This is a genomic window from Calothrix anomala FACHB-343 (assembly GCF_014696435.1).
Lineage (GTDB): Bacteria > Cyanobacteriota > Cyanobacteriia > Cyanobacteriales > Nostocaceae > Aulosira > Aulosira anomala_A.
Genome location: NZ_JACJQG010000006.1, coordinates 30,967 through 52,810 on the forward strand (window position 1 = coordinate 30,967; position 21,844 = coordinate 52,810).

Annotated in this window: 19 protein-coding genes; 5 read left to right on the forward strand and 14 right to left on the reverse strand. The window is 38.8% G+C overall.

All coding sequences use genetic code 11. From position 1 onward, the window contains the following. Positions 1 to 135 precede the first annotated feature (135 nt). The 4 genes from tal to hisC all read right to left on the reverse strand — a co-directional run bounded on the left by tal (position 136) and on the right by hisC (position 5,071). Positions 136 to 1,281: a transaldolase gene (tal, locus tag H6G08_RS04520; RefSeq protein WP_190539102.1), complete on the reverse strand. Its 1,146-nt coding sequence runs from the start codon at positions 1,279 to 1,281 to the stop codon at positions 136 to 138. Positions 1,282 to 1,516: 235 nt separating this feature from the next. Then, on the reverse strand, positions 1,517 to 2,566 hold the full coding sequence (fbp, locus tag H6G08_RS04525; protein ID WP_190539104.1) for a class 1 fructose-bisphosphatase: 1,050 nt from the start codon (positions 2,564 to 2,566) through the stop codon (positions 1,517 to 1,519). Positions 2,567 to 3,052: 486 nt separating this feature from the next. Further along, a complete protein-coding gene (gene rbp / locus H6G08_RS04530) occupies positions 3,053 to 3,337 on the reverse strand; it encodes an RNA-binding regulator (RefSeq protein WP_190539105.1) in 285 nt (94 codons plus the stop codon). Positions 3,338 to 4,009: 672 nt separating this feature from the next. Further along, positions 4,010 to 5,071, reverse strand: coding sequence for a histidinol-phosphate transaminase (hisC, locus tag H6G08_RS04535; RefSeq protein WP_190539308.1), 1,062 nt, complete (start codon positions 5,069 to 5,071; stop codon positions 4,010 to 4,012). A gap of 322 nt (positions 5,072 to 5,393) precedes the next feature. On the opposite strand from hisC, the gene H6G08_RS04540 reads away from it, so the two are divergent. Beyond that, positions 5,394 to 6,878 (forward strand): CIA30 family protein, encoded by a 1,485-nt coding sequence (locus H6G08_RS04540; RefSeq protein ID WP_190539107.1) that lies wholly within the window; start codon positions 5,394 to 5,396, stop codon positions 6,876 to 6,878. A 96-nt stretch (positions 6,879 to 6,974) separates the two neighbouring features. Beyond that, a complete protein-coding gene (locus tag H6G08_RS04545) occupies positions 6,975 to 7,322 on the forward strand; it encodes a hypothetical protein (RefSeq protein ID WP_190539109.1) in 348 nt (115 codons plus the stop codon). Between the two features lie 17 nt (positions 7,323 to 7,339). On the opposite strand, the gene H6G08_RS04550 is transcribed toward H6G08_RS04545, so the two are convergent. The 3 genes from H6G08_RS04550 to H6G08_RS04560 all read right to left on the reverse strand — a co-directional run bounded on the left by H6G08_RS04550 (position 7,340) and on the right by H6G08_RS04560 (position 10,624). Beyond that, positions 7,340 to 8,257 (reverse strand): hypothetical protein, encoded by a 918-nt coding sequence (locus tag H6G08_RS04550; RefSeq protein WP_190539111.1) that lies wholly within the window; start codon positions 8,255 to 8,257, stop codon positions 7,340 to 7,342. A 235-nt stretch (positions 8,258 to 8,492) separates the two neighbouring features. Beyond that, entirely contained in the window at positions 8,493 to 9,158 is a 666-nt protein-coding gene (locus H6G08_RS04555; RefSeq protein ID WP_313941188.1) for an RES family NAD+ phosphorylase, read from the reverse strand. 848 nt (positions 9,159 to 10,006) lie between these two features. Further along, positions 10,007 to 10,624: a DUF2384 domain-containing protein gene (locus H6G08_RS04560; RefSeq protein ID WP_190539115.1), complete on the reverse strand. Its 618-nt coding sequence runs from the start codon at positions 10,622 to 10,624 to the stop codon at positions 10,007 to 10,009. Positions 10,625 to 10,827: 203 nt separating this feature from the next. On the opposite strand from H6G08_RS04560, the gene H6G08_RS04565 reads away from it, so the two are divergent. Together H6G08_RS04565 and H6G08_RS04570 are read left to right on the forward strand one after the other, a co-directional pair. Next, the gene (locus tag H6G08_RS04565) at positions 10,828 to 12,297 is read left to right on the forward strand and encodes an NACHT domain-containing protein (RefSeq protein ID WP_190539117.1); all 1,470 of its coding nucleotides are present in this window, start codon (positions 10,828 to 10,830) and stop codon (positions 12,295 to 12,297) included. Between the two features lie 60 nt (positions 12,298 to 12,357). After that, the gene (locus H6G08_RS04570) at positions 12,358 to 13,515 is read left to right on the forward strand and encodes a DNA cytosine methyltransferase (RefSeq protein ID WP_190539119.1); all 1,158 of its coding nucleotides are present in this window, start codon (positions 12,358 to 12,360) and stop codon (positions 13,513 to 13,515) included. Here the strand turns inward: H6G08_RS04570 and H6G08_RS04575 are convergent. The 5 genes from H6G08_RS04575 to H6G08_RS04595 all read right to left on the reverse strand — a co-directional run bounded on the left by H6G08_RS04575 (position 13,512) and on the right by H6G08_RS04595 (position 18,605). Next, on the reverse strand, positions 13,512 to 14,033 hold the full coding sequence (locus H6G08_RS04575; protein ID WP_190539121.1) for a hypothetical protein: 522 nt from the start codon (positions 14,031 to 14,033) through the stop codon (positions 13,512 to 13,514). The two genes, H6G08_RS04570 and H6G08_RS04575, sit on opposite strands and share 4 nt — an antisense overlap. Before the next feature lie 240 nt (positions 14,034 to 14,273). After that, positions 14,274 to 14,969, reverse strand: coding sequence for a Uma2 family endonuclease (locus H6G08_RS04580; protein WP_190539123.1), 696 nt, complete (start codon positions 14,967 to 14,969; stop codon positions 14,274 to 14,276). Positions 14,970 to 15,121: 152 nt separating this feature from the next. After that, the gene (locus tag H6G08_RS04585) at positions 15,122 to 16,000 is read right to left on the reverse strand and encodes an NAD(P)-dependent oxidoreductase (protein WP_190539125.1); all 879 of its coding nucleotides are present in this window, start codon (positions 15,998 to 16,000) and stop codon (positions 15,122 to 15,124) included. A 593-nt stretch (positions 16,001 to 16,593) separates the two neighbouring features. Continuing rightward, a complete protein-coding gene (locus H6G08_RS04590) occupies positions 16,594 to 17,778 on the reverse strand; it encodes a class I SAM-dependent methyltransferase (RefSeq protein WP_190539126.1) in 1,185 nt (394 codons plus the stop codon). A gap of 305 nt (positions 17,779 to 18,083) precedes the next feature. Further along, positions 18,084 to 18,605 carry a hypothetical protein gene (locus H6G08_RS04595; protein WP_190539128.1) on the reverse strand — a complete coding sequence of 174 codons (522 nt, stop codon included), beginning with the start codon at positions 18,603 to 18,605 and terminating at the stop codon, positions 18,084 to 18,086. Positions 18,606 to 18,707: 102 nt separating this feature from the next. Between H6G08_RS04595 and H6G08_RS04600 the strand changes: the two genes are divergently transcribed. Continuing rightward, a complete protein-coding gene (locus H6G08_RS04600; protein WP_190539131.1) occupies positions 18,708 to 19,181 on the forward strand; it encodes a hypothetical protein in 474 nt (157 codons plus the stop codon). Between the two features lie 198 nt (positions 19,182 to 19,379). On the opposite strand, the gene H6G08_RS04605 is transcribed toward H6G08_RS04600, so the two are convergent. Together H6G08_RS04605 and H6G08_RS04610 are read right to left on the reverse strand one after the other, a co-directional pair. Next, positions 19,380 to 20,792: a vWA domain-containing protein gene (locus tag H6G08_RS04605; protein ID WP_190539133.1), complete on the reverse strand. Its 1,413-nt coding sequence runs from the start codon at positions 20,790 to 20,792 to the stop codon at positions 19,380 to 19,382. Then, positions 20,737 to 21,831: a hypothetical protein gene (locus tag H6G08_RS04610; protein ID WP_190539135.1), complete on the reverse strand. Its 1,095-nt coding sequence runs from the start codon at positions 21,829 to 21,831 to the stop codon at positions 20,737 to 20,739. The genes H6G08_RS04605 and H6G08_RS04610 overlap by 56 nt, the downstream gene beginning before the upstream one ends. Positions 21,832 to 21,844: the final 13 nt, after the last annotated feature.

Below are 21,844 nucleotides of genomic sequence, written 5' to 3' on the forward strand. Positions count from 1 at the left end.
GATGTTGGATGAAGTGGGTATTGGGCATGGGGCATCGAAAACAATTTTGGATTTTGGATTTGCGATTTTGGATTGTATTTGAATCTAAAATCCAAAATCTAAAATCTAAAATTCCTAGTCCCTAGCCCCTAGCCCCTATACAGGTGACAATAGCTTGACTTTGCCTTCTAAAGAGTTCATTAATGACTGGAAGGGTTGGACGAATTTATCAATCCCTTCGGTGAGTAATTCCTCCATGACGGTATCGATATTGATATTGATGTCGGGATCTTTGAGGTTGTCGATCAGGTTGTAAGCTTCTTGTATGCCTGTTTCTATGCGATTGGCGACATTGCAATGATCCGCACAAGCACTGATGGTGGCAGGTGGTAGGGTATTGACTGTATCGGGGCCAATCAACTCATCGACATACATCACATCGTTGTAGTTGGGGTCTTTGGTGCTGGTGCTAGCCCAAAGTAAGCGCTGTACTTTAGCTCCTTTTGTGGCTAGGGCTTGCCAATTATCGCTTTCAATGATTTTCTTGTATTCTTGATAAGCAATCTTGGCATTTGCGATCGCTACTTTTCCTTTCACAGCTTTTAATTTGGCCTCAATAGCAATATCATCAACGCCTTTTTTCAACTTACCATCAATTTTGCCGTCAATGTTGCTATCAATCCGGCTGAGGAAAAAGCTAGCGACAGAAGCTACTTTACTGATGTCCTTACCCTCGCTGGCACGTTTTTCTAAACCGCGAATATGAGCCGCTGCTGTATTAATGTAGCTTTGGACAGAAAACAGCAATGTGACATTAACATTGATCCCCTCAGCTATTACCTGTTCGACTGCTGGTAACCCAGCTGCTGTACCTGGAATTTTAATCATCAAATTTTCCCGGCCAACTTCTTGGAAATAGCGCCGGGCTTCATTGATTGTGGCTTCAGTATCGTGGGCGATAGTTGGCGGGACTTCGATACTCACATAACCATCGAGTCTATCGGAAGCATCATATACAGGGCGCAAAATATCACAAGCATTGCGGATATCTGCAAAAGCTAAGGATTCGTAAATTTTGTATGTGGGTAACCCAGCACGCACTCCAGCCTCAATATCGGCATCATAAATTACATTACCAGCGATCGCTTTTTCAAAAATTGCTGGATTGGAAGTAATCCCACAAATTCCTTGATTTTCCACCAAATTTTTGAGTTCGCCCGATTGAATAATGTCCCGACTCAAATTATCCATCCAGATACTTTGACCGTATTGTTTAATCTCTAGTAAATGATTGGTTGCCATAGCTATATTTGTTTCACTCCTGTGAGGAATTTTTTCAGTGAACTTGGCACAACCCATCAAAGGTTGATGGTGACTTTTGAATTGTGGCGTTGCCAATCACTTCTCGCATCGACCTGCTGAGATAATGTTTCATTCACTTCCAAAACAGCTATTGTGCATTTCCAATCGCCGTAATTATTTGTTACTCACCTTGTTACACCTTTATCATTGAACAAAGTCGAAGTGACTGTTTACACTAGTGACCGTTTTGAATAAACGACTCTACCTTAGCAACATCCTCTCTACTACCAATAATTAAAGGTGTACGTTGATGCAGCTTTTTCGGTACTACGTCCAAGATATCAACTAGTCCTGTGGTGGCACGACCTCCTGCTTGCTCAATCACATAAGCTAAAGGAGCCGTCTCATAAAGCAGGCGCAACTTGCCTTCTGGTTTTTGAATTGTGCCTGGATAGAGAAAAACTCCGCCTTGAACCAAAACTCTGTGAATATCACTCACCATTGCTCCGCTATAGCGAGCCGTATAACCTTCGGTACGGTGGACATAGCGGATATATTCCCGAATGGATTCTTCCCACTGCCAAAAATTCCCTTCATTCACGCTATACACCGAACCGTGATTAGGAATTTTGATATTTTCTTCCGTGAGAATAAACTCACCCAAGCTGGGATCAAGGGTAAATGAGTGAACTCCTTTACCTATAGTATAGACCAGCATGGTGCTAGGCCCATAGAGTATGTAACCAGCAGCCAGTTGGTTGCGTCCATTGGCTAGTAAGTCAGTAGCCTTGCCATCAATATCGTCACCTTCTTGCTGGCGAATGGAAAAAATCGAACCTAAGCTGAGATTGGTATCAGTATTTGAGGAACCATCAATTGGGTCATATAACAAGGTATAGCGCCCAATCGGACAGTTTTCGGGAATGTAATAAGGCTTATCCATCTCCTCGGAAGCCAAGCGACAAACTAAGCCGCTTTGCTTAAACACAGCAATGAATACGTCATTGGCGTAAACGTCCATTTTTTTGACAGATTCACCTTGAACATTGACTTCGCCAGTGAATCCGAGAACACCTTCCATTAATCCCGCACGACTGAGGTGACGGGCTATGAGTTTTCCTGCTAAACCAATCCGATTCATCAAGGCACTCAAATCCTGCGCTTGGGCGGAAAAACTTTGACATTGCTGTAAGACATGACGAGATAACGTTGTACAATCTCTATCTAAGGTCTTATCTTCAGCTTCCTTATAAGATAAATTTAAAGATTCAGGTGCTTGAGCCATTGTTTTGTTCTCCCTAGTAGTTATGGCTATCGATCGTTGTCGCTGCCTCTATCTTAGAAAGGGAATTTGATAACCTATATTTGTTTTTAGATAAACTAAAGAAATGAGCAAGGAAAAAAATACTTCCTGCCAAATCTCCATACCTGATTTTTTTGCTAGCGATTCACGCCCAGTTTGCTACAACCAAGCGTGAAAATCTCTATTCCCTAGCCTTTAGCACCTAACGGCTATCCCCAATTTTCCCGCTAGTCAATCTCCGGAGAATCGCGTAACACAAAAAGAAAGATTTTCTATCCCTAGCCCTTAGCCCTCAATTTTCCGCTATTAATGCGAAAAACCGACTAGCTGTGAGATTTGCCTACTCATCGTAACTAGCCGGGTCGAATTCTAGTAAGTTATTTGATTGTGAATTGTTTCTAGTGAATTTCACTGACTAATGTCTTGCGTAACTAGAAAACAATTTGTTATTATTGTATTTCACACTTTTTATATTTCTTGTTTGTTCGCCCAGCTACCTCGTCGGTTATCTTCTCGTGGTTTAGCTTTATTGACTCTGAGTTGACGCCCCATCCATTCTGCGCCATCTAATTCTGTGATAGCAGCGTCTTCTTGGGCATCTTCAGTCATATCAACAAAGGCAAAGCCCCGGAGCCTGCCTGTTTCGCGATCGGTGGGCAAAACTACCCTTTTGACTTCGCCATAATCTGTAAATACTGCTCTTAAGTCCGCTTCAGTAGCGCGGTATGAGAGATTTCCAACGTAAATAGTCATGTGGGTTACGTAAGTTTCAACAAGGAGCGATGAGTTCAGCTAAAAACAGATGTAAATAACTTGCAAATTTTGCATAGTTTTCTCTGATTCACCTCTGGCAAATATTGTAGATCGGCTCCAAAAATTATGGTATGTCTACAATTATGGTGTGCCATAGGGCTGAACTTACTCATACGCTCATATGATAACCGATCGCGATATTGTTCAAAGTATGAGATTTTACAAACCCTAATACCATAAAATCAGCAAGTCTTATCATTTATATATTTTTACTTAGATTGTTTTATATTTTACCCTAGATAATTAAGTATTTAAACTTAAAATTCTCCTAGTGTTAAAAGTGACTCTAGCTCAATTAGGGACTTCCAACTAAAAAAATATTCCATCGCTGTGTATGCAGAGGAAGCAGAGGAAGCAGAGGAAGCAGAGGAGAAAGAATCTGCCGCTATGAAAATGGGATAATTTATTTTCTGGAAGTCCCTTAACAGCCTCAACTACAGTTTTATTTAGTGAAAATAAGCTATAGTCCTAAATATTTGAGCTTAATCGGGCAAAATACACAGGCTTTCTGGATTATGCGGCGTAGATAGAATATTTTATCGACTGTGCTTTATAGGCTACTGCCAAGGTACTGGAAGTCTTGAGTTAATGTATTTTGAAACCTTGCAGGCTTTATTCTCCGGTTTTTAGCAAACTAGTTAAGGCTTGTACCAAAGTTTGATTTTGCTCATCAGTTCCAATAGAAATGCGTAATTTATCCTCTAATCCTGGTTGCTTGAAATAGCGGATGAGAATTTGTTGTTCCTTCAGTTTTTGATAAAGGTACTCTGCATTTCCTTGCGGTGGCTGAACTAGTAAAAAATTAGCTTGGGAATCCCAAACAATAAAACCTAATTGTTTTAAATCGGTTGCTAGCTGATTTTTTGAGGCTTTAATTTTAGCTACACAAGCATTTTTATACTCTTGATCGGTAATTGCCGCAGTTGCAACTGCACAGGCGATCGCATCAATATTATAACTATCTTTGACTTTAAACAACCCAGACAATAATTGGGGATTCGCTATCCCAAATCCTAAGCGCAATCCGGCTAAAGAGTAACCTTTGGAAAGGGTGCGAATTAAAATGACGTTTTCATATTCCCGGACTAAATCTAAAGCATTTTCTGTAGCAAAATCTACATAAGCCTCGTCAATGACTAAAACCCCAGATAACGTACTGGCTAATTTGCGCAAATCTTCACCTGGGACTACATGTCCAGAGGGACTATTAGGAGAAGCAATAAAAGTTACTGCACCATCAGCAGCAATAATTTCTTCTATTGGTAAGCTGTAATTCTCTTGATAAGGAATTTCTAAAACATCTGCTGCTTGCATTTCGGTTAATGTGCGGTAAAGCACATAAGTAGGCATTGGGTAAACTACTTTTCGACCCTGTTCAGTACAAGCACGAATAACAATACTTAAAACTTCATCGCTACCATTACCCACAATAATCCAATCGCTAGGAATGCCCAAAACTTTACTAGCAGCTTGGCGAAATTCGCCGCCAAAGGGTTCAGGATAGCGCCGCAACCATTCGCCATCAATATTCCGCAACACTTCTAAAGCCGCAGGTGAGGGAGGATAAGGGTTTTCGTTGCTATTTAGCTTGATAATTGGTGTACCTCGCGGTGGCTGTTCGCCAGGTACATAGCTAGCCATTGCATTAACATTAGAACGGAAATAGTTAGTCATGGGCATGGGGCATTAGGCATTGGGCATGGAAAATTTCAGCTACAATTTTTGACAATATCGTTTTTTGCGATTTACATCAATGCCAAATGTTTCCAATCTCGAAGGGTTGAAGTATTTCGGAGGATTTGAAATACAGTAATTTTTACATATAAATATCAAATAATAAATATGGGAATTATGCATATATAGAGACTGGCAATTACCAAATAGATAATAGTTTATTTGCTCAATACCTATCTTACGTATATTCCAAATCTCCCGAAAATCAGGTATGAGTGATATCAGAGTGCTATAAACTAGATAAAGTTGTGAGGGCGCAATCGTGACTGAAAAAAATCGTTCTCAATGGGACTTTGGCAGATTCATCAAAACCTTGAGCTATTTTGAGGTTATTCCTTTTTTAAACTGCATTCAAAAATTAATTCAAGGACGTACTAAACATGAAAAAAATCAACCTAATGGAGGAATAAATGTGAGTCCAATATTAGTAGCTGGTGCAACTGGCGGTTTAGGTAAGCGTGTAGTCAAGGGATTATTAGAACGTGGCTATCAGGTAAGATGTCTTGTCCGCGATATTGAAAAGGCAAGAACAGTTTTGGGTAATGATGTTGATTTAGTAGTTGCCGATATTACTAAATCAGAAACATTATCATCTCTTGTGATGGCGAATATTCAAGCTGTAATTTGTTGTACGGCGGTGCGGGTGCAACCTATAGAAGGAGATACAGCAGATAGAGCTAAATATTATCAAGGAGTCAAATTTTATCAGCCAGAAATTGTTGGCGATACACCCGAAAATGTGGAATATCGGGGTGTGAAAAATTTGGTGGAAGCTGCAAAACCATATCTCGCTCAATCAAATGAAAAAATAATATTTGATTTTACTAAACCTTCAGATGAATTGCGGAATATCTGGGGAGCTTTAGATGATGTTGTAATGGGTGGTGTCAGTGCAAGTAATATCCAATTTTTAGATAATACAGCTTTGTTTGCTGGTAATGTCTCTACTGCTAATTCTGGTGGTTTTGCTTCTGTGAGAACTAAGAATTTCGATACACCTTTTAATTTAGTTGGTTATGAAGGTGTAGAACTGCGTGTTAGAGGCGATGGAAAACGCTATAAATTATTTTTGCGGACTGATGGGAAATGGGATGGCATTGGTTATAGCTATTCTTTTGATACTGTAGCTAATACCTGGATAAATCTTCGCATTCCTTTTGCAGATTTTATTCCTGTATTTCGCGCCAAAGTTGTGAATGATGCGCCAGCAATTGACAGTAGCAGAGTTTGCTCATTGCAATTGATGTTGAGTAAATTTGAATATGATGGCGCATTAAATCCTCATTTTTCGCCAGGGGGATTCACTTTACAAGTGGAGTCAATTAAAGCTTATGGTGGCACAACTTTACCCAAGTTTATCTTAGTTAGTTCCGCAGGTGTAACTCGTCCCGGTCGTCCTGGGATTAATCTTGATGAAGAACCGCCTGCAGTAAGATTAAACGATCAATTGGGAGGAATTTTAACTTGGAAATTGCAAGGTGAAGAAAGTTTAAGAAATAGCGGAATTCCTTACACAATTATTCGACCTTGTGCGTTAACTGAAGAAGCTGGTGGAAAGGAATTAATTTTTGAGCAAGGCGATAATATTCGCGGTAAAATCAGCCGTGAAGATGTTGCAGAAATTTGTATAGAAGCTTTGAAACAACCACAAGCTACTAATCTGACATTTGAAGTTAAATCTGGAGAAAATGAAGTTAAATCTACCGATTGGCAGAGGCTTTTTTCTAACCTACAATCTGATAAATAAAGCTGAATAATAGGGAGAAAACATGTAAGAAAATACGTCAAGGGTAGTTGATAGTGATTTTTTCTACTATCTACTTACCCAAGGGAGTAAATTATCGTGTTTAAAAGATTATTTTTGGCTGGTATTTTTGCACTTGTGCTTTGGTTAGGATTATTATCTAATAGTGCTTCATCACAACAAGTAGAATCGCGAATTAATAACCTAGAAGCTGATTTAAATCGCGTGCAGTTACAGTTAAATCAGTTGCAGTATCAACTTGGTCAAACTAGGGTGTCGCCATCACCAAGAACAACTCTGACACCCAGAACTTCAAGTGGTTCTGGCAGAAGTTTATCACAGACAGAACGTGACAAAATGTTCGATCGTCTTGCAACTTTAGTAGTCGAACTCAAGCAACAAGTTAACAAATTAGAGTCACGAGTCGCCAAGCTAGAGGCGCGTTAAAAAAATTAATAATTAAATTACGCTTCTAAGGCTGTCAAAATGCGATCGCTCAACGCCCAACGGTTAGAATTAGGTCTAATCCAGCATTTTTCTGCTTCGTTGTAATTGCGTTGATGTACTAGCACTGAGTGTAAGTCTTGTTTCTGCTGATTATTAAGTTTTATTACCATCTTTTCTACAGCGCGTAATGCACAAGTCTGTTCAAAAGCGGTTTCCGAATTATTAATCATATTTAGCACAGTATAAAAATAAGTCGAATCTCCAGACCATTCTGTCACAGAAAGTCCTAACAATCGCTTACCTTGGTCGTTAGATTTCAGCAGATTATTTACCTCTGGTTCAGAAAAATTTACCTCTGAAGCTAACGCACGCATTCTACCTGCAATCGATTCCATTTCAAATGTACGTTTTGCGCCTGGTGGTAGAGAATTTCTCAGTTCTTTGTAGCGTTGACTTAAGCTTTCAATTTGTTTTCTCGCTTCTGAAGAAGGGACTGTTGAAGCATAAGCTTTTTCCCATTCATGGCGCATTTGTCGCATTTCTAATTGCTGTTGTGGTGGTGCTACATCTTCTGCTAATTTAGTATGCTCAATTAAAAAGCCTAGAGTATCTCCAGTTAATGATTGTAGCATCGGCATCATGCTAGAGCCTGTAATTTCTCCTGCTGGTGTTTTGATTGCGCCTCCGGTTAAAGCTATAATTTTTAGCAAAGATGGGAGCCAAATTAAAGCTGAGAAAATAGCTGTAGTATTGGTTACTTGAAATTTAAAAGTTAATTTTTCACCACCAGTAATTTGAATGGTGCTGAGTAAAATAAAAATACTGCTAATAATTAACCAATTTTTGGGGATGTGAGTAATTCTTCTGAGTAGCCAGTCTACTGCTTCTCTGGAAATTTGGTTGTTACTTGGTTCGTGATTTGATTTGCTAATCATAATTTTTCTACAAATTTAATTAATCATAGCCATATATAAATTATCGTCAAGAAAAGGGCGGGGTTGAATTATGATCGAGAAAAGGGCGGGGAGACCCCGCCCCTACGTGAATTGATGGTAAAAAAATTAATATATCTTACCAACAAAACCACGATGTTATGGGTAATTTTATATTTGCTAATAACAACTGACCACTGACAATTGTACAGACAAGGGTTATCGCGGCTCTAACAAATTACCAATAAGGAATTACTTCTAAATTATTATCTTCGGCTGCTTTTAAAATTACGCCTCGTAATAATTCATGTCTTAGTGGCAAGATATTTTCTGGTTTACAAGTGAAGAAATGTTCGGCACGCTCGTAAATTGCGATCGCTTCTTCGTTATTATGGGCATTGTAATAAATTAACCCATGAATTTGAGAGTAAATTGCTGATTGCTCATAAAAATAGCGTGACCAAGCTTGGCTAAGACCGCGTTTTTCTGTTTTTGCTAAGGTGGCTTCATTGGCACCAGCACGCATTGCACCATCACCACGTAGATCTAGTAATTTTAAATCTCTTGTGGCTGTGACGATCGCAATTTGCTGATCGGAAATTTCAATACAACCAACATCGCCAAAAATTTCTACTAAACAACTAGAAACTTTTGGTGCAAGGTAATAGATACCGCGTTCTTTGTCATTGTCTGGTTGATGGTAATCCAGAGGTTCGTAGGAAACTTTATCTAATTTCCCCCGATGATGATCGAAGCGATAAAGGGGCCCCCAAAAGCGAAAACTTAAAGCAGTCGTACCAAAATCTGTCCGGAAAATTCTGAACAGTTCCGTACCCTTTTTTAAGGTATGAAATTTTGGTTTTGGCCTGCCAAAGTTAGGTGGCGGGACAATTAGTTTAACCACCTTGTCACTCCTCATCTAGTTGATGGAGAAATTAGAAATACTTGAGCGAATAAGAATGAACGATAAAGGATCAAAGATGAAAGTTCCTGTGAATGGAAAACAACACAAAACCAAGATGTCTTTGATGAGGTGTTTTACCTCCTGACAAATTGAGTAAGGGACTTCCAACTAAAAAATATTCCATTGCTATTGTTCACTGTTGATAGTTGACGGTTCACGGTTAACAGTCAACAGTCAACAGTCAACAGTCAACAGGCAACAGCCTTCACAATGGATTGTGCAACTTAAAAGCAGAATAGCTTTAGCTTTGATTTCATCTTGTATCCTTGATAATTCAGCCTTTTATTGAACTTGCAGACTTTGACTGCATTGGTAAATTAAAGCCGCCATACTAAATTCAAAATTCAACCAGCTGATTACGTAGCTTTTTGATCTATTTTGAATATTAGCTGCATTTCTGCTGTGCTGGACTAGTACATTACAACTACATCTACTGCAAATTTCATGTATTAGCTACGTGTTTCCGGACATTTTTATCAATTTAACTGTAGTTTATGCAACTTTTAGCCGCCACTGATTTGCTTTTTTGGCAGGATTTATACTTAGTTAAGAGTCAAGGGTCAATAGTCAATAGTCAATAGTCCAGGGTCAATAGTCAAGAGTCCTAGATATTGATGAAAGATGCAGGGATTTAGGCGTTGGGGGAAGCTTGAATCAACTAAATGACTAACTATTGACCATTGACGATTGACCATTGACTAACCCTTATACAGAAACAGAGACGCAGGGAAGGTTAATTCCCCGCGTCTCCGCGTTAATTTGATTGATCATTTGTTGAATACAGACTACTACAAGACGCTTACCGTCCTGGCTTCGGCAATGACATCATTTATTTGACCAAATTTTAAGGCTTCTATGGGTGTTAAACCATTTAAACCTCTATTGGGTCGGGTTAACCAGCTAATTTTGGAGAAAGCAGGAACTTTTAAGGCTTTTAACACATCTGGTAGCCCAGTGACTACTCCATCTGGCCCCTCAGGATCGAATTGCCAGGTGGGAAATTTCCAGACTCCGTTATCTTGAACAGCAATTAAGCTATTCTTTTTTAAGCGATCGTGTGGTGTCTGACGAGTTGTATTGAGTAAATCGGCTACCTGTGGTGCCGTTAATGACGATTTAAGTAATTCTTGTCTCCATCTAAAATTTCTTGTGAGGGTAGCCAGTTCTAAGCGGCTACGTTCTTCATCAGTAATTTGTTCTGCGCCTAGCTTGGCTGCAAAGTCTATTTCGGCTTGAGAATACTTTGGCTTAATATTTTTTGGCGTTAATCGTTCAGCTAAACATTTTATTTCCTCAGGTTGTAGTGAATTGAGATAATCCTGAAATTCTCCGGCGATTTTCTCTAGTGCTTGCTGCATAACATGTTTTCCGGAAGGAGCATCAATGGTGACGTTAATCCCGCTCATAATCCCTCCTAAACCGATCGCGTAACATAATATTTCACTTCTTTATGTAAGAGATGTCAAATACCTAGATCTCTAGATTCGCACTCTTATGCATGTTTTACAATCATTCTTAGGCATGACTTATGTATGACTTTTGCATGAGATAAGTATGATTTTTTGGAAAAATAGTTATATAATTAACAAAATGCTTTGATATAGGGGTAATGAGTAGGCGATCGCTTCAAGCATCGGCTAAGGGAATTAGTAAGGCTGAAGCTGCGCTAATCCGCAATTCTTTGACGCAGCAAGGGTTAGCGGGAGAATTAGGAATTAGTCGTCAGCCGGTTACTAAGTTTTTTCAAGGTAAAGCTGTCGATCGCTATATTTTCGTGACAATTTGCGAGAAGCTTAATTTAAATTGGGAAGATATTGTCAAGCCTTCATCGTTCCCAGAGGAAGAAGCATCAGCTAGTGTCAGCCAAATTCAAGTTTTGGTACAGAATGTCCGCGAAAAAGTTCATAACAGCATTCAAAGGCGTTGTGGGGTGATGCGGGTGCTGGATATGGAAAAGCCCCGAAGGTTGGATAATATCTACACTCCTGTTTACATTTGGGAGCGAATCACTGGACGCAGAAGGCTGGAAATTGGGGAGATAGTCAGAGATTTCGATCCAACAAAGTTTAACTGTTTTAACTTGGGTATTCTCCAACAACCGCGCTTACCAGCGATAGAAGCTGTAGAACGCTACGATAAATTGATGATTTTGGGGAAACCGGGAAGCGGGAAGACGATTTTTTTAAAGTGGCTGGCTATTCAGTGTAACTTGGGTGAGTATCGAGGCGATCGCGTTCCTATATTTATTGACCTCAACGACTTTGCACAGATAAAAGAGCAACCCAGCTTACTAGAGTATATTACAGAACAGTTTGAAGATTGCGGTGTGACTACACCCAATGCGGCGCTAACTCTTCTCACTCAAGGACAAGCGGTAGTTTTATTAGATGGGTTAGATCGAGTAAGGGATAGAGACTATAACCGAATTTTGCAAGAAATTCGCCAGTTTACTACCCGATTTTATGCCAATTCTTTTGTAATTACCTGCCGAGTTGCGGCACAAAATTATATTTTTGAGCAGTTCACAGAAGTAGAAATTGCTGATTTTGATGAGCAGCAGATTACTGAGTTTGCTATTCAATGGTTTCAGGATAAAGCCGCAAGACAATCTGAAGATTTTTTATATAAACTGCGACAGAATCAAGCATTAAAATCACTAGCAACTAATCCTTTATTATTAACCTTTCTCTGTTCAGTTTTTGAAGATAGAGCAGATTTTACCTTGAATCCATTAGCAATTTATCAAGAAGCATTAGATATTTTACTTGCACAATGGGATAACCAGCGTCATATTCAACGTGATGCTATGTTTCAGCAAATTTCTGTGAGCCAGACAGCAGAATTATTGCGTAATATTGCAAAAAATTATTGTTATAAAGGCGAATATTTGTTTTTAAAAGCAGCTATTGAGCAGCAGATTCACGAATATATTTTAAGTTTAGATTTAGCAGTAATTGATAGCGCTGCAATTCTTAAATATATTCAATCTCACAATAGTTTATTAGTTGAGAGAGCAAAGGGTATTTACTCTTTTTGCCATATTAGTCTTCAAGAATATTTAGCCGCTAAAGATATTTAAGCTATAAAATAGTTAAAATTTCATTTTTTATATTGAAAATTCTTTATAAGAATAGAGCAAATGAAACTTGAGAAAACAGCAGCAGACTTTTTTGCAGGGATTGGTCTCGTTACAATGGGTCTTATTAAGCAAGGATGGCAAGTGGAATATGCCCTTGACTATAGTAACGAGAAGCAAAAAATGTATGAGGAAAATTTTGGAGTAGGTCACTATTGCTGCAAAGATATCAAACAAATTAGAGGAATCGATATTCCTAGAGTTACTTTAGCTCATGCTTCCTTCCCATGTACTAATATCTCTGTTGCAGGGTCTAGAAGTGGATTAAACTCAGGAGAATCATCTACATTTTGGGAATTTATCAGAATCATCAATGAAATGGGGGAAGTTGCTTCAGTAGGTAAACCCCCTATCATTCTTATTGAAAATGTAGAAGGTTTCCTGACTTCTGGGTCTGGCGAAGATTTAATTATTGCATTAAAGGCCTTGAATAATCTTGGTTATACAGTCGATATTTTGCTAATAGATGCTGCCTATTTTGTACCCCAAAGTAGGGTGCGTTTATTTATTATAGGTAATCTGTTTGGTTTATCACAAAATCGTAATGAATTGGATGTATTCATAAGTAAACTAATTTATACAAGACCTCAAAAAATCAAAGATTTTATTGTAGCTCATCCGGAAATTAAATGGAGCCTTAGCAATCTTCCAGATTTACCTAAAAGAATAATAAATTTAGCTGATATTGTTGATGAGACTGAAGAATGGTGGACAAAAGAACGAACAGAGTATTTATTCAATCAGATGTTTGCACGTCATCAAGAGCAAATTCGTTTAATGATGAATAATGAATATTTCTCATACGGAACTGTCTTTCGGCGGATGAGAGTGCGTAATGGTATTAAACAATCAACAGCAGAACTAAGAATCGATGGTATTGCTGGATGTTTACGAACTCCTAAAGGCGGAAGTGCTCGTCAAATTCTTGTCAGATTTGGTAAAGGACGGTTTGATGCTAGATTGATTAATGCTCGTGAAAGTGCACATCTTATGGGAGCGCCGGAGTATTTAATACCTGAACATATATCATTTAACAATATACTTTTTGGTTTTGGTGATGCTGTTTGTGTTCCAGTAATTGAATGGATTGCTCAGTATTATCTAAATTTATTATTTGAACAATTAAATAGCACAATAACATCTGAAGAATTAGCTGCTTAACTAATCAAAGGATATGTAAGTATACCATCCTGAACGCTCATCACTACTTGACCATGTGCTTTGACGATACTGTAGCTGATATTTTTGCGGTATCGACGATTAGATTCTTGAGTACTATACCTTTCCTCTAACCCAGGTAACCAATTTTGAAAAATTTCTTTGAGGAAATCTCCTGTAAGTTTACGGACTGTAACATTTTTGTAGTCTCGGCTGTAAGACACGTATAAATGATCTACAGCCATATCTTTTAGCAGCTTATTTCTACCAGTTCTAAGATGATATTGGTACTCAAAAGAGTTGTTATCAATACTAGATTTCACTTCATAATTGCTAAGATCGGCTCCATAGCTGCCAGTGCCTCTATCGCCAGTAAGTATAGCGCCAAACAACTCCCAAATCTGTGGCGAAATGCTTCCAGGTATTCGGATATTATATTCTCTCAATAAGCTAATAAGTTCTTCGTTGTAGATGTATTTTCTGTAAAACTCATATGCTTCTTGTATCCTCAGTTCTGTCATAGGTTTTCGTCAAGTATGAAAAAGCAGTCACTTAGGTATGTAGTATCCACCTACTTGACTGTTTTATTTTGACTAATATAACCTTTGCGTTGACTAGGTCAGTTGTACATGGAAGGGTATACTTAGAGAAACTTTATGCAAAAATTAGTTGATTTTTGAGCAAAAGGTTAAGGTAAGGAACCGCAGAGGAGGCGAAGAAGAGTAATTTTGAGGAGAATTGAGTTTAGGCTTCCAATATCATTAAATATTATCTGGGTCGATGCCTAATTCTCTGAGCTTGGCTGCTAATTTTTCTGTTTTTTGGCGTTCGGCTTGTGCAATTTCATCAGCAGTAGGGTAGCGAGTACCAGTTTCATCATACCAATACAGTACCTCTCGTTGAATTGTGCCAGATGTATAACGGGATCGCCCAATTCCTAAGTTAATTTCTGGCATCCAAAAGGGTTCGCCTATTTGTAGTTGATATTCCCCATTAATCAATTTATACAATTCAAATGGCTGATGTTGGTCGCGTCGCCAATATTGCGGGTTGTAGATGAGGTAATAAAGTACACCTAATTGGGCGTAAATATTCAGCTTTGTATCATATTCATCACCAGGAGTTTTAGAAACTACTTCCAAAACAAACTTGGGGACAATGTTTTGTTCTTCCCATACTACATAGCTGAGACGGGATTTATCTGCTTTGCGTCGTTCCACTCCTAAGCTTAAAAAACCATCTGGAACTACTGGTACTAGATGACTCACGCCTGTAGTGTGGTAAATACCCATGTCAACGCCAAAAAACCAATCATTCCTCTGTGCCCAAATTGACTCAAGGAGAAAAAGCAGTAAGTTGGGAATAAAATTTTGATCTTCATTATCCACAGGCGTATCATCTGAACATGGGAGTTCAGTGCTGGTTGGGAGGACGCGATCGCGTTGATAATTTACCATAGGTCATGAATATTTTACCCAATAGTGTAATTTAGTGTAATTTTAGGCGATCGCGCGCTGTTAACTTTATTCTCAACTTAAGCTAATCCTCTCCCTTGCTCCCTGCTCCCTGCTCCCTGCAGACTCAATGTGGATATTCAATGCTTAAGAGCCTATTCCCAACGCCCTTCTTCCCAAGCTTTGATGGCATAAAACACCGATGAATAATCATCATTGGCAAATGACATTTTCATTGCTGAGTGCAATATTTGCCTGACACCTTTAATACTACTAACATCTAATTCAGCTGCTTTGGCTTCGTTGATAAATAAGTCTGTATCTTTCAACAAATGTTTGGTGGGAAAATTCGGATTGGCAAAGTTACCATCTAACATTCGCGATAGCTTTTTATCAAAAGTAGGAGCGTAAAGGGTACTTTCTCGGAGAATTTCCATAAACACTTCAACGTCAATATACTGACGTTGAATAAAAGCCAAACTCAAAGAAAAACTAGTTGTCAGGGCAGCAATTAGTTGATTTAAAGCTAGTTTAACTGATGCGCCAGCACCCACAGGCCCGACTAAACGCGGTTCGGGGCCAAAGTTTTGCAATAAACTCAAGTGGCGTTGAAATTGGTCTTCGCGAGCGCCTACCATGAGAATTAGTTTACCAGCTTGGGCTTCGGGTATACTGCCTAAAACCGGAGCTTCAATATATTCACCACCTGCGGAGACAACAGCATCTCTAATTTCTAAGCTTTCTGTAGGGGTGATTGTGCCCATTTGGATGACGGTGCGTCCGGAAAGCGCACGCCAGGAAGTATCTGAAAGCAACACGCTATAAATTGCAGCAGCATTTGTCAGCATGAGGATGATGCAATCAGCAGCGCGAATTGCATAGCGGGGTTCTGTTGCGATTTCGGCACCAGCTGCTTGTAGTGGTGCTAATTTTTCTGGGGTGCGGTTGTAGGCAACTAACTCTATATTTGCTGCCAATAGCCTTTGCGCCATTGGTAGTCCCATCAGTCCAGTTCCCAGAAATGCCACCTTCATTGTTTAGTTCCTTTCGTACAGCTTAGGCGAAGCCTGTGTGAGACTTCGCGTTTCTATTATCGATTAATCGCGTACAGTTAACAGTTAATAGTTAACAGTGATGGCTGATAACTGAAGAAAGGCAGAGGGCAGAGGGCAGAGGGCAGAAGGTTAAAAGAAAGATTCTTTTTTCTGCCACAAGTTCACAGAGTAAGTAAATTTATTTATGAACTAAAATCAGAAATGTATTTAATTAGACTTATTTAATCAATACAATTTCCTGAAAAAATTCCCGTTTATTTACTATATATCTGGAAATTCCTTCTGCCTACTGCCTTCCTGCCCTTCGGGTTCGCCACTTGCTTTATGCCGGGGAACCCGTCCACCGCAGTGGCTCACCTCCTGCCTTCTTTTAACTAGCCACCTGCGGCAAATGTCACCAAAATGACAACAGATAGTAAGATACCGGGGGCAAGTAGTGTCACTAGCATTAACAAATCATGGGTATTCATAATTCCTCGTTTCCTTAGGTTTTTAGTTGTCACTGTTACAGTGTTACCTTAGTCAACTGAGACTAGTACAGCATTAATAGAGTTTTAACTTTTAGCCTACTTTTACTCTGGCACAATTAAGCCTGTTAGCGGTTGAGAAATTTCTGTTTCTGTTAAGCCTTTGCTTTGAACTAACACCCCAAAGCCGCCTAATCCTAAAGGGTTGAGCAGTTCGTGGAGAGATTCTCGCCGCCGCAATAATTGAGAAATGGACTTTTCTTGCTCGGAAAGGGCAGAAATCCGGTTTCCCAACCCTAATGCCATTAAAAATAATCCCTGTTGAGTAAAACCTACTTTATCTAATCCGCAGCGATCGCCCCATCGTTCCAAAGCGGTAAAATCAACATGGGCTGTAATATCCTGCGCTCCTATGTTGACATAAGGGTTGTCATGGTGGCGATGCTGATAATAGCACTGTAAGGTTCCTTGCGATCGCCTGGGGTTATAGTAACGGCTGGCAGGGTAGCCATAATCAATTGTTAACACATACCCGCACCGCAAGCGGTCTGCCACTATACTCAACCAGTCTAAAGCCGCTAAATTAATTTCACTTCGATACCCATCGGGGTAATTATTCTGGCGCAAATCAATGCCCACCAAATCCCAATATTCCGCCAACCTGGGGGTAGACAATTCCCCTGTAACTTCTACAAATCCTCCCCCCTTGTCCCCCTCATCCCCCTCACCGTGCGTTGTCACATAAACCTCTTGCAACTCCCCCGCCTCAAAAATAAACTGATGCACTGGGAAAGCATCGACTAATTCATTAGAAAAAAAGCAACCTGTAATGGAATTAGATGCTATGTCTGCTAAATTGCACCATTGCACGGAGAAATTTTGTAAGCGTTGCTGTTGTTCTTGTTTAAGCGTGGGTGATTTTTCAATAATTAAATATTTCAGTACCGCTAAAAATTCTGGGTGATGCTGTTGATAATAATTAAGAATATGCGATGCTAAAAGTCCTTGCCCTGCTCCCATTTCTACTAAATCAAAGCTTTCTGGTTTTCCTAAAATTTCCCACATTTGCAGAAATTGTACTGCTAGTAATTCGCCAAAGTCATTACCCAAATGCACAGATGTAAAAAAGTCACCACCTTTAAAACCTAGTTTATCTGCTTGACTGGAATAGTAACCATGTTCGGGATGGTATAAAACTGTATCCATATATTCAGCAAAAGTAATTCGCCTTTCGGGACTTGTAGCGATACGATTAGCGATGACTGTATACAATGCGGAATTAAAACCCATAAAATTTAGTGAAGAGTGAGACTTTAATTATCTATTAAAATAGGTCGGTGTAATTTAAGGTCATGGGAGCATCCCAAATGTGCAAAAACGCCCTCACCCTATAAGGGTGGGGCTAGAAATACGAAGCCTGCCTTCGCAGGCTAAAAGTTTGATAGCCTGCGAAGGCAGGCTTTGTTGGTATAGCAATACCCTTCTAGGGTATTGCGTCAAAATTGGGATGCTCCCAAGGTCATTTGTCATTTGTCATTTGTCATTATACGTAGTTATTAAAAAATGCGATCGCTCTAGTATTTTTGGCTGATAATCTAATCTAAACTCCATTTATCTGTAGCAGCGCGAGAACTAATTTGTGCTTCCGTTTCTGTCGCTGACTCTGAAGCAGATGTAGAGTTATTATCTTGCTTATCTACCTCTGGCTTTTGCATCGCAGAGGAAGTCTTAGCTTTTTTGCGATCCACAACTTTGATATTTGAGACAGATGTATTTATCTGCTGTGGATTATTGCTGGAAATCTGGCTATTTACAGCAGATGATTGGCTATATGATATCTCTACAGCTAAAATAAAACGTCTTTTATAATGTTCCTTGATTCCTTGACACCATTCAGCAATAATATAATCTAAAATCTCATTGCCAATTGCAGATCTTGCCAGTTTTTCTTGTAAATTCTGGCGTAATCTTTCTCGATTAGCTAACCCTACCGCAGTTTGAGATGCAAAAAAGTCTTGTGGATGTTGCTCATAAAGCCCTGACAAAACTATTGAGTCTATAATTACTTCCTTATTTCCTGCCAGAATATCTCGAATGATTAAAGTGTACTCAGGCATTTTGATGATTTATTGTCAATTAAAGTTTACTTAATTATACCTTGAAACGGTTATTGCTTTTAGCATAAAATTAAACCAAGATAATTAGTGATAATTACTGCCATGTTTAAATTTAAATGGCAATATCTTTACTCGGTCATTTTTATAGCCAATACTGTTATATTATCTAGTTGCGGCGCTCAAGTCGAGAGTACGCGCGATCAGTGTCAAAGATTTACCCAAGTGCTGCAAACTGTTGTGGATGAAAATCAGAAATTCAAACAGATTAATCAGTTTGATAGAGATAGTCTTTTACAATTTATTAAAATTGCGACAAAATCAGCAGCAGCAATCGAAAATCAACCAGTATTTAATGACAAATTCCTGGTAAATTTTCAAAAGCACTTGATTAGCTTGTATAAAACATATAATTATGCTGGCTCAAATATTCTCAAACCATCTAATACAAATACCAAGGGTGAGACTAGATACAGTAGTTTGAATATCCTCAAACAATCTCTTGCTGAAGAGAAAGAAATATTAATATCTTTTAACGATTACTGCAATGCTCACGGATTCAAAATTAATAATATATAGCAATCCTATTTTAGTTGTAAATAATATCGGTTTTGGCTATTGACTATTGACAACTGTACGGGCGGGTTCACAAATATCATCACTGATTAACGATAATTCTCAATAAACCCGCCCCTACTGACTATTGACTATTGACTATTGACTATTGACTATTGACTATTGACTATTGACTATTGACTATTGACTATTAACTCCACCTTAATTATTAATAGCACGTTCTGAATCAGATCTAAGTTGACTAGTCCATCGCCAGAAGATAATAAACCATGCGAGAGCAAAGGCGAAAGTCATGGCGATGATAATTAAATAATTATGCCAAGAAAGTGCAGCTTGAAACCCGATATTGTTGAGTCGAATTTGCTTTTGTGGGGAAGAAAATTTAAAATTTCGTTCTGGTGAAGTAACTGTGACGATAGTTTTATATTGTGTAGCTTGTTGCGCATCTGTTTGTTTATAGGTTACTTCATACTCTCGCAGGGTTTTAAAGAAGGTAATTAAACTATTGGCGACATCCTGAGAATTTTTGGAGAATTTATATAATCCGCCGGTAGCTTTAGCAATATCATTGAGTCTTTGCTCATCTACAATAAATGTATTGATATCAGTAGTAGGTGGAGCATATTGATTATCTTTTCCGGCTATTAATTGCATAGCTTCAAAGATAAATTCTTCTGGTTTGAGTTTGGGTATTTTACATATACTGCTAACTTGATTAACGGTTAATTCATTATCTTTAAGGGGACATTTAGTGCGATCGCGTAATTCTTGTAAATTTTCTCCGTAGCCCAGGGTATGAACTGTTACTTTGGTACTATATTGTTGTAAAGTCTTTCTCAAGCTCTCAAACTGCTGCGATTCTTGAGGACGATTAACTACATGGTAGCCATCTGATAGTAAAATTACTGCTAGTCGAGGTTTTATTTTGTCTTGATTTTGTGGTGAATTTCCCCCAGTACCTAAAAACTTTACAGCTTCTGCGACTGGTTGATAAAGATTAGTTGCAGCACAGACATTTTGCGCGGCTAGTTGATTAATTTCATTGTCCAGTTTAGTATCTTTGATATCGCGAAAACTATTTTGAATTTTGTTTTGGCTGACATCATAAACTAGGGCACAATTTTGTTCGGATATGGAAAAGCCAAAAGGTACAATGGCAATTTCATAAGGTAAATTTTGCTTTCTGAGTTGTTGTAAAATTTCTCTAATTGCTTGGGTTGCACCATTAAGTTTTCTGACTTTGTTTGCATCTCGTTGCTGCATACTGCCACTCATATCCAGTAAAATTACAATTTTGGCAGGATCTGGTTGTGCAAGTTCTGGTGAGATGACTTGAGTGACAGGGAAACTCGCAGTTTTACCCTGTTCATCTATGGTTTTAATTTGAAAATTATCGCGCTTGAGGCTAGAAACAGGCTGATTTTCTTGATCTAATACTCTTACCTTCAAAATTACGCGATCGCCATCGGTTTGATAATTGAGAATTTCTACCGAACCATTAGCAGCTAACAAAGGTGTAGGTATCCAGGTTAAAAGCATAGCTAATAACCCCAGTTTGTTATTGCGGATCGAGGAAGCGATCGTAAAACACAAAGCGATAAAATTCTTCACCATCGGGATTTTTAAAGGTGATAACTTGATTATGCCAAAGATTGTATTTAGAATCTGAAGATTTCTTTTTCGGTTGAGGATAAATTTCTACCACGCTTTGATGATGACAAGTAATTTCAGCGTAGGGAATTTTGACTTGAATTACTGCACATTGGGGAGGTATTTTGGGGAGATAAATATCATCGTCAGTGCTACCACCAATTGTAATAATTCTCCCCGCAGGTAATTGAATTGATAACCCTTCTTCAATGACATCGGGTTCTTTGGCGTTTACTCCTGTGTTATCTGGTTCAATCACAAATTGAAATCCACCCTTGGGTTTTAATTTAGGGCGATCGCGTATTACTCCAGTGAGTATTTCTTCTTTGATTACCTGGGGATTAATAGATTCTAATCCTTCACCTGCGCGTAACGCGACTTGAGAAGTTGGGGAAGTAGCAAAGCAGAGAAATGTTCCCAAAATCAAGCCAAAGGTTAAAAAACCAAATGGTTCGTGATATTCCTGGGGTAAACTGTTGTGAGTAAGTAACTTTTCGATAATTAAAGCCGCGCTAAACCCTGCAATACTCCCAAAAATAATAGTATTTTTAATCCTTTGATTTCCCCGTTCGGTTAAGCCTTCAATACTGCGCGATCGCCAGCTTAAACCTTCGCAAATTCCCGTACATAATCCCACAATACACCAAGCAACCCGTTTGATATTTGTGGCTGATAAGGGCGTAAATTCGTATAAAATAACCGTAGAAAATGCTGCAACAATACCAGCGATAAAACTCCATAAGATAGTTTTGATAAAATAGCTGCGTAATGTCTGAAAATTATTGCGATATCGGGTAGGGTTGCTGAGGAATATTTCTGTCGCTACCATAGTAATAGCGAAGAAAAATGCTAGCACAGGTAATAAAATAAAGTCTGGTCTAAATGGTAGAGTACCGCTACTGAGAATTCGCACTATTCTCAAAATCATTTGACTAAAATTCCAACTGAGCAAGGCAGCAATAATACCCGATAAAATATATAGTATCAGTCTTTCTAGTCTCACATGCTACCTCTTT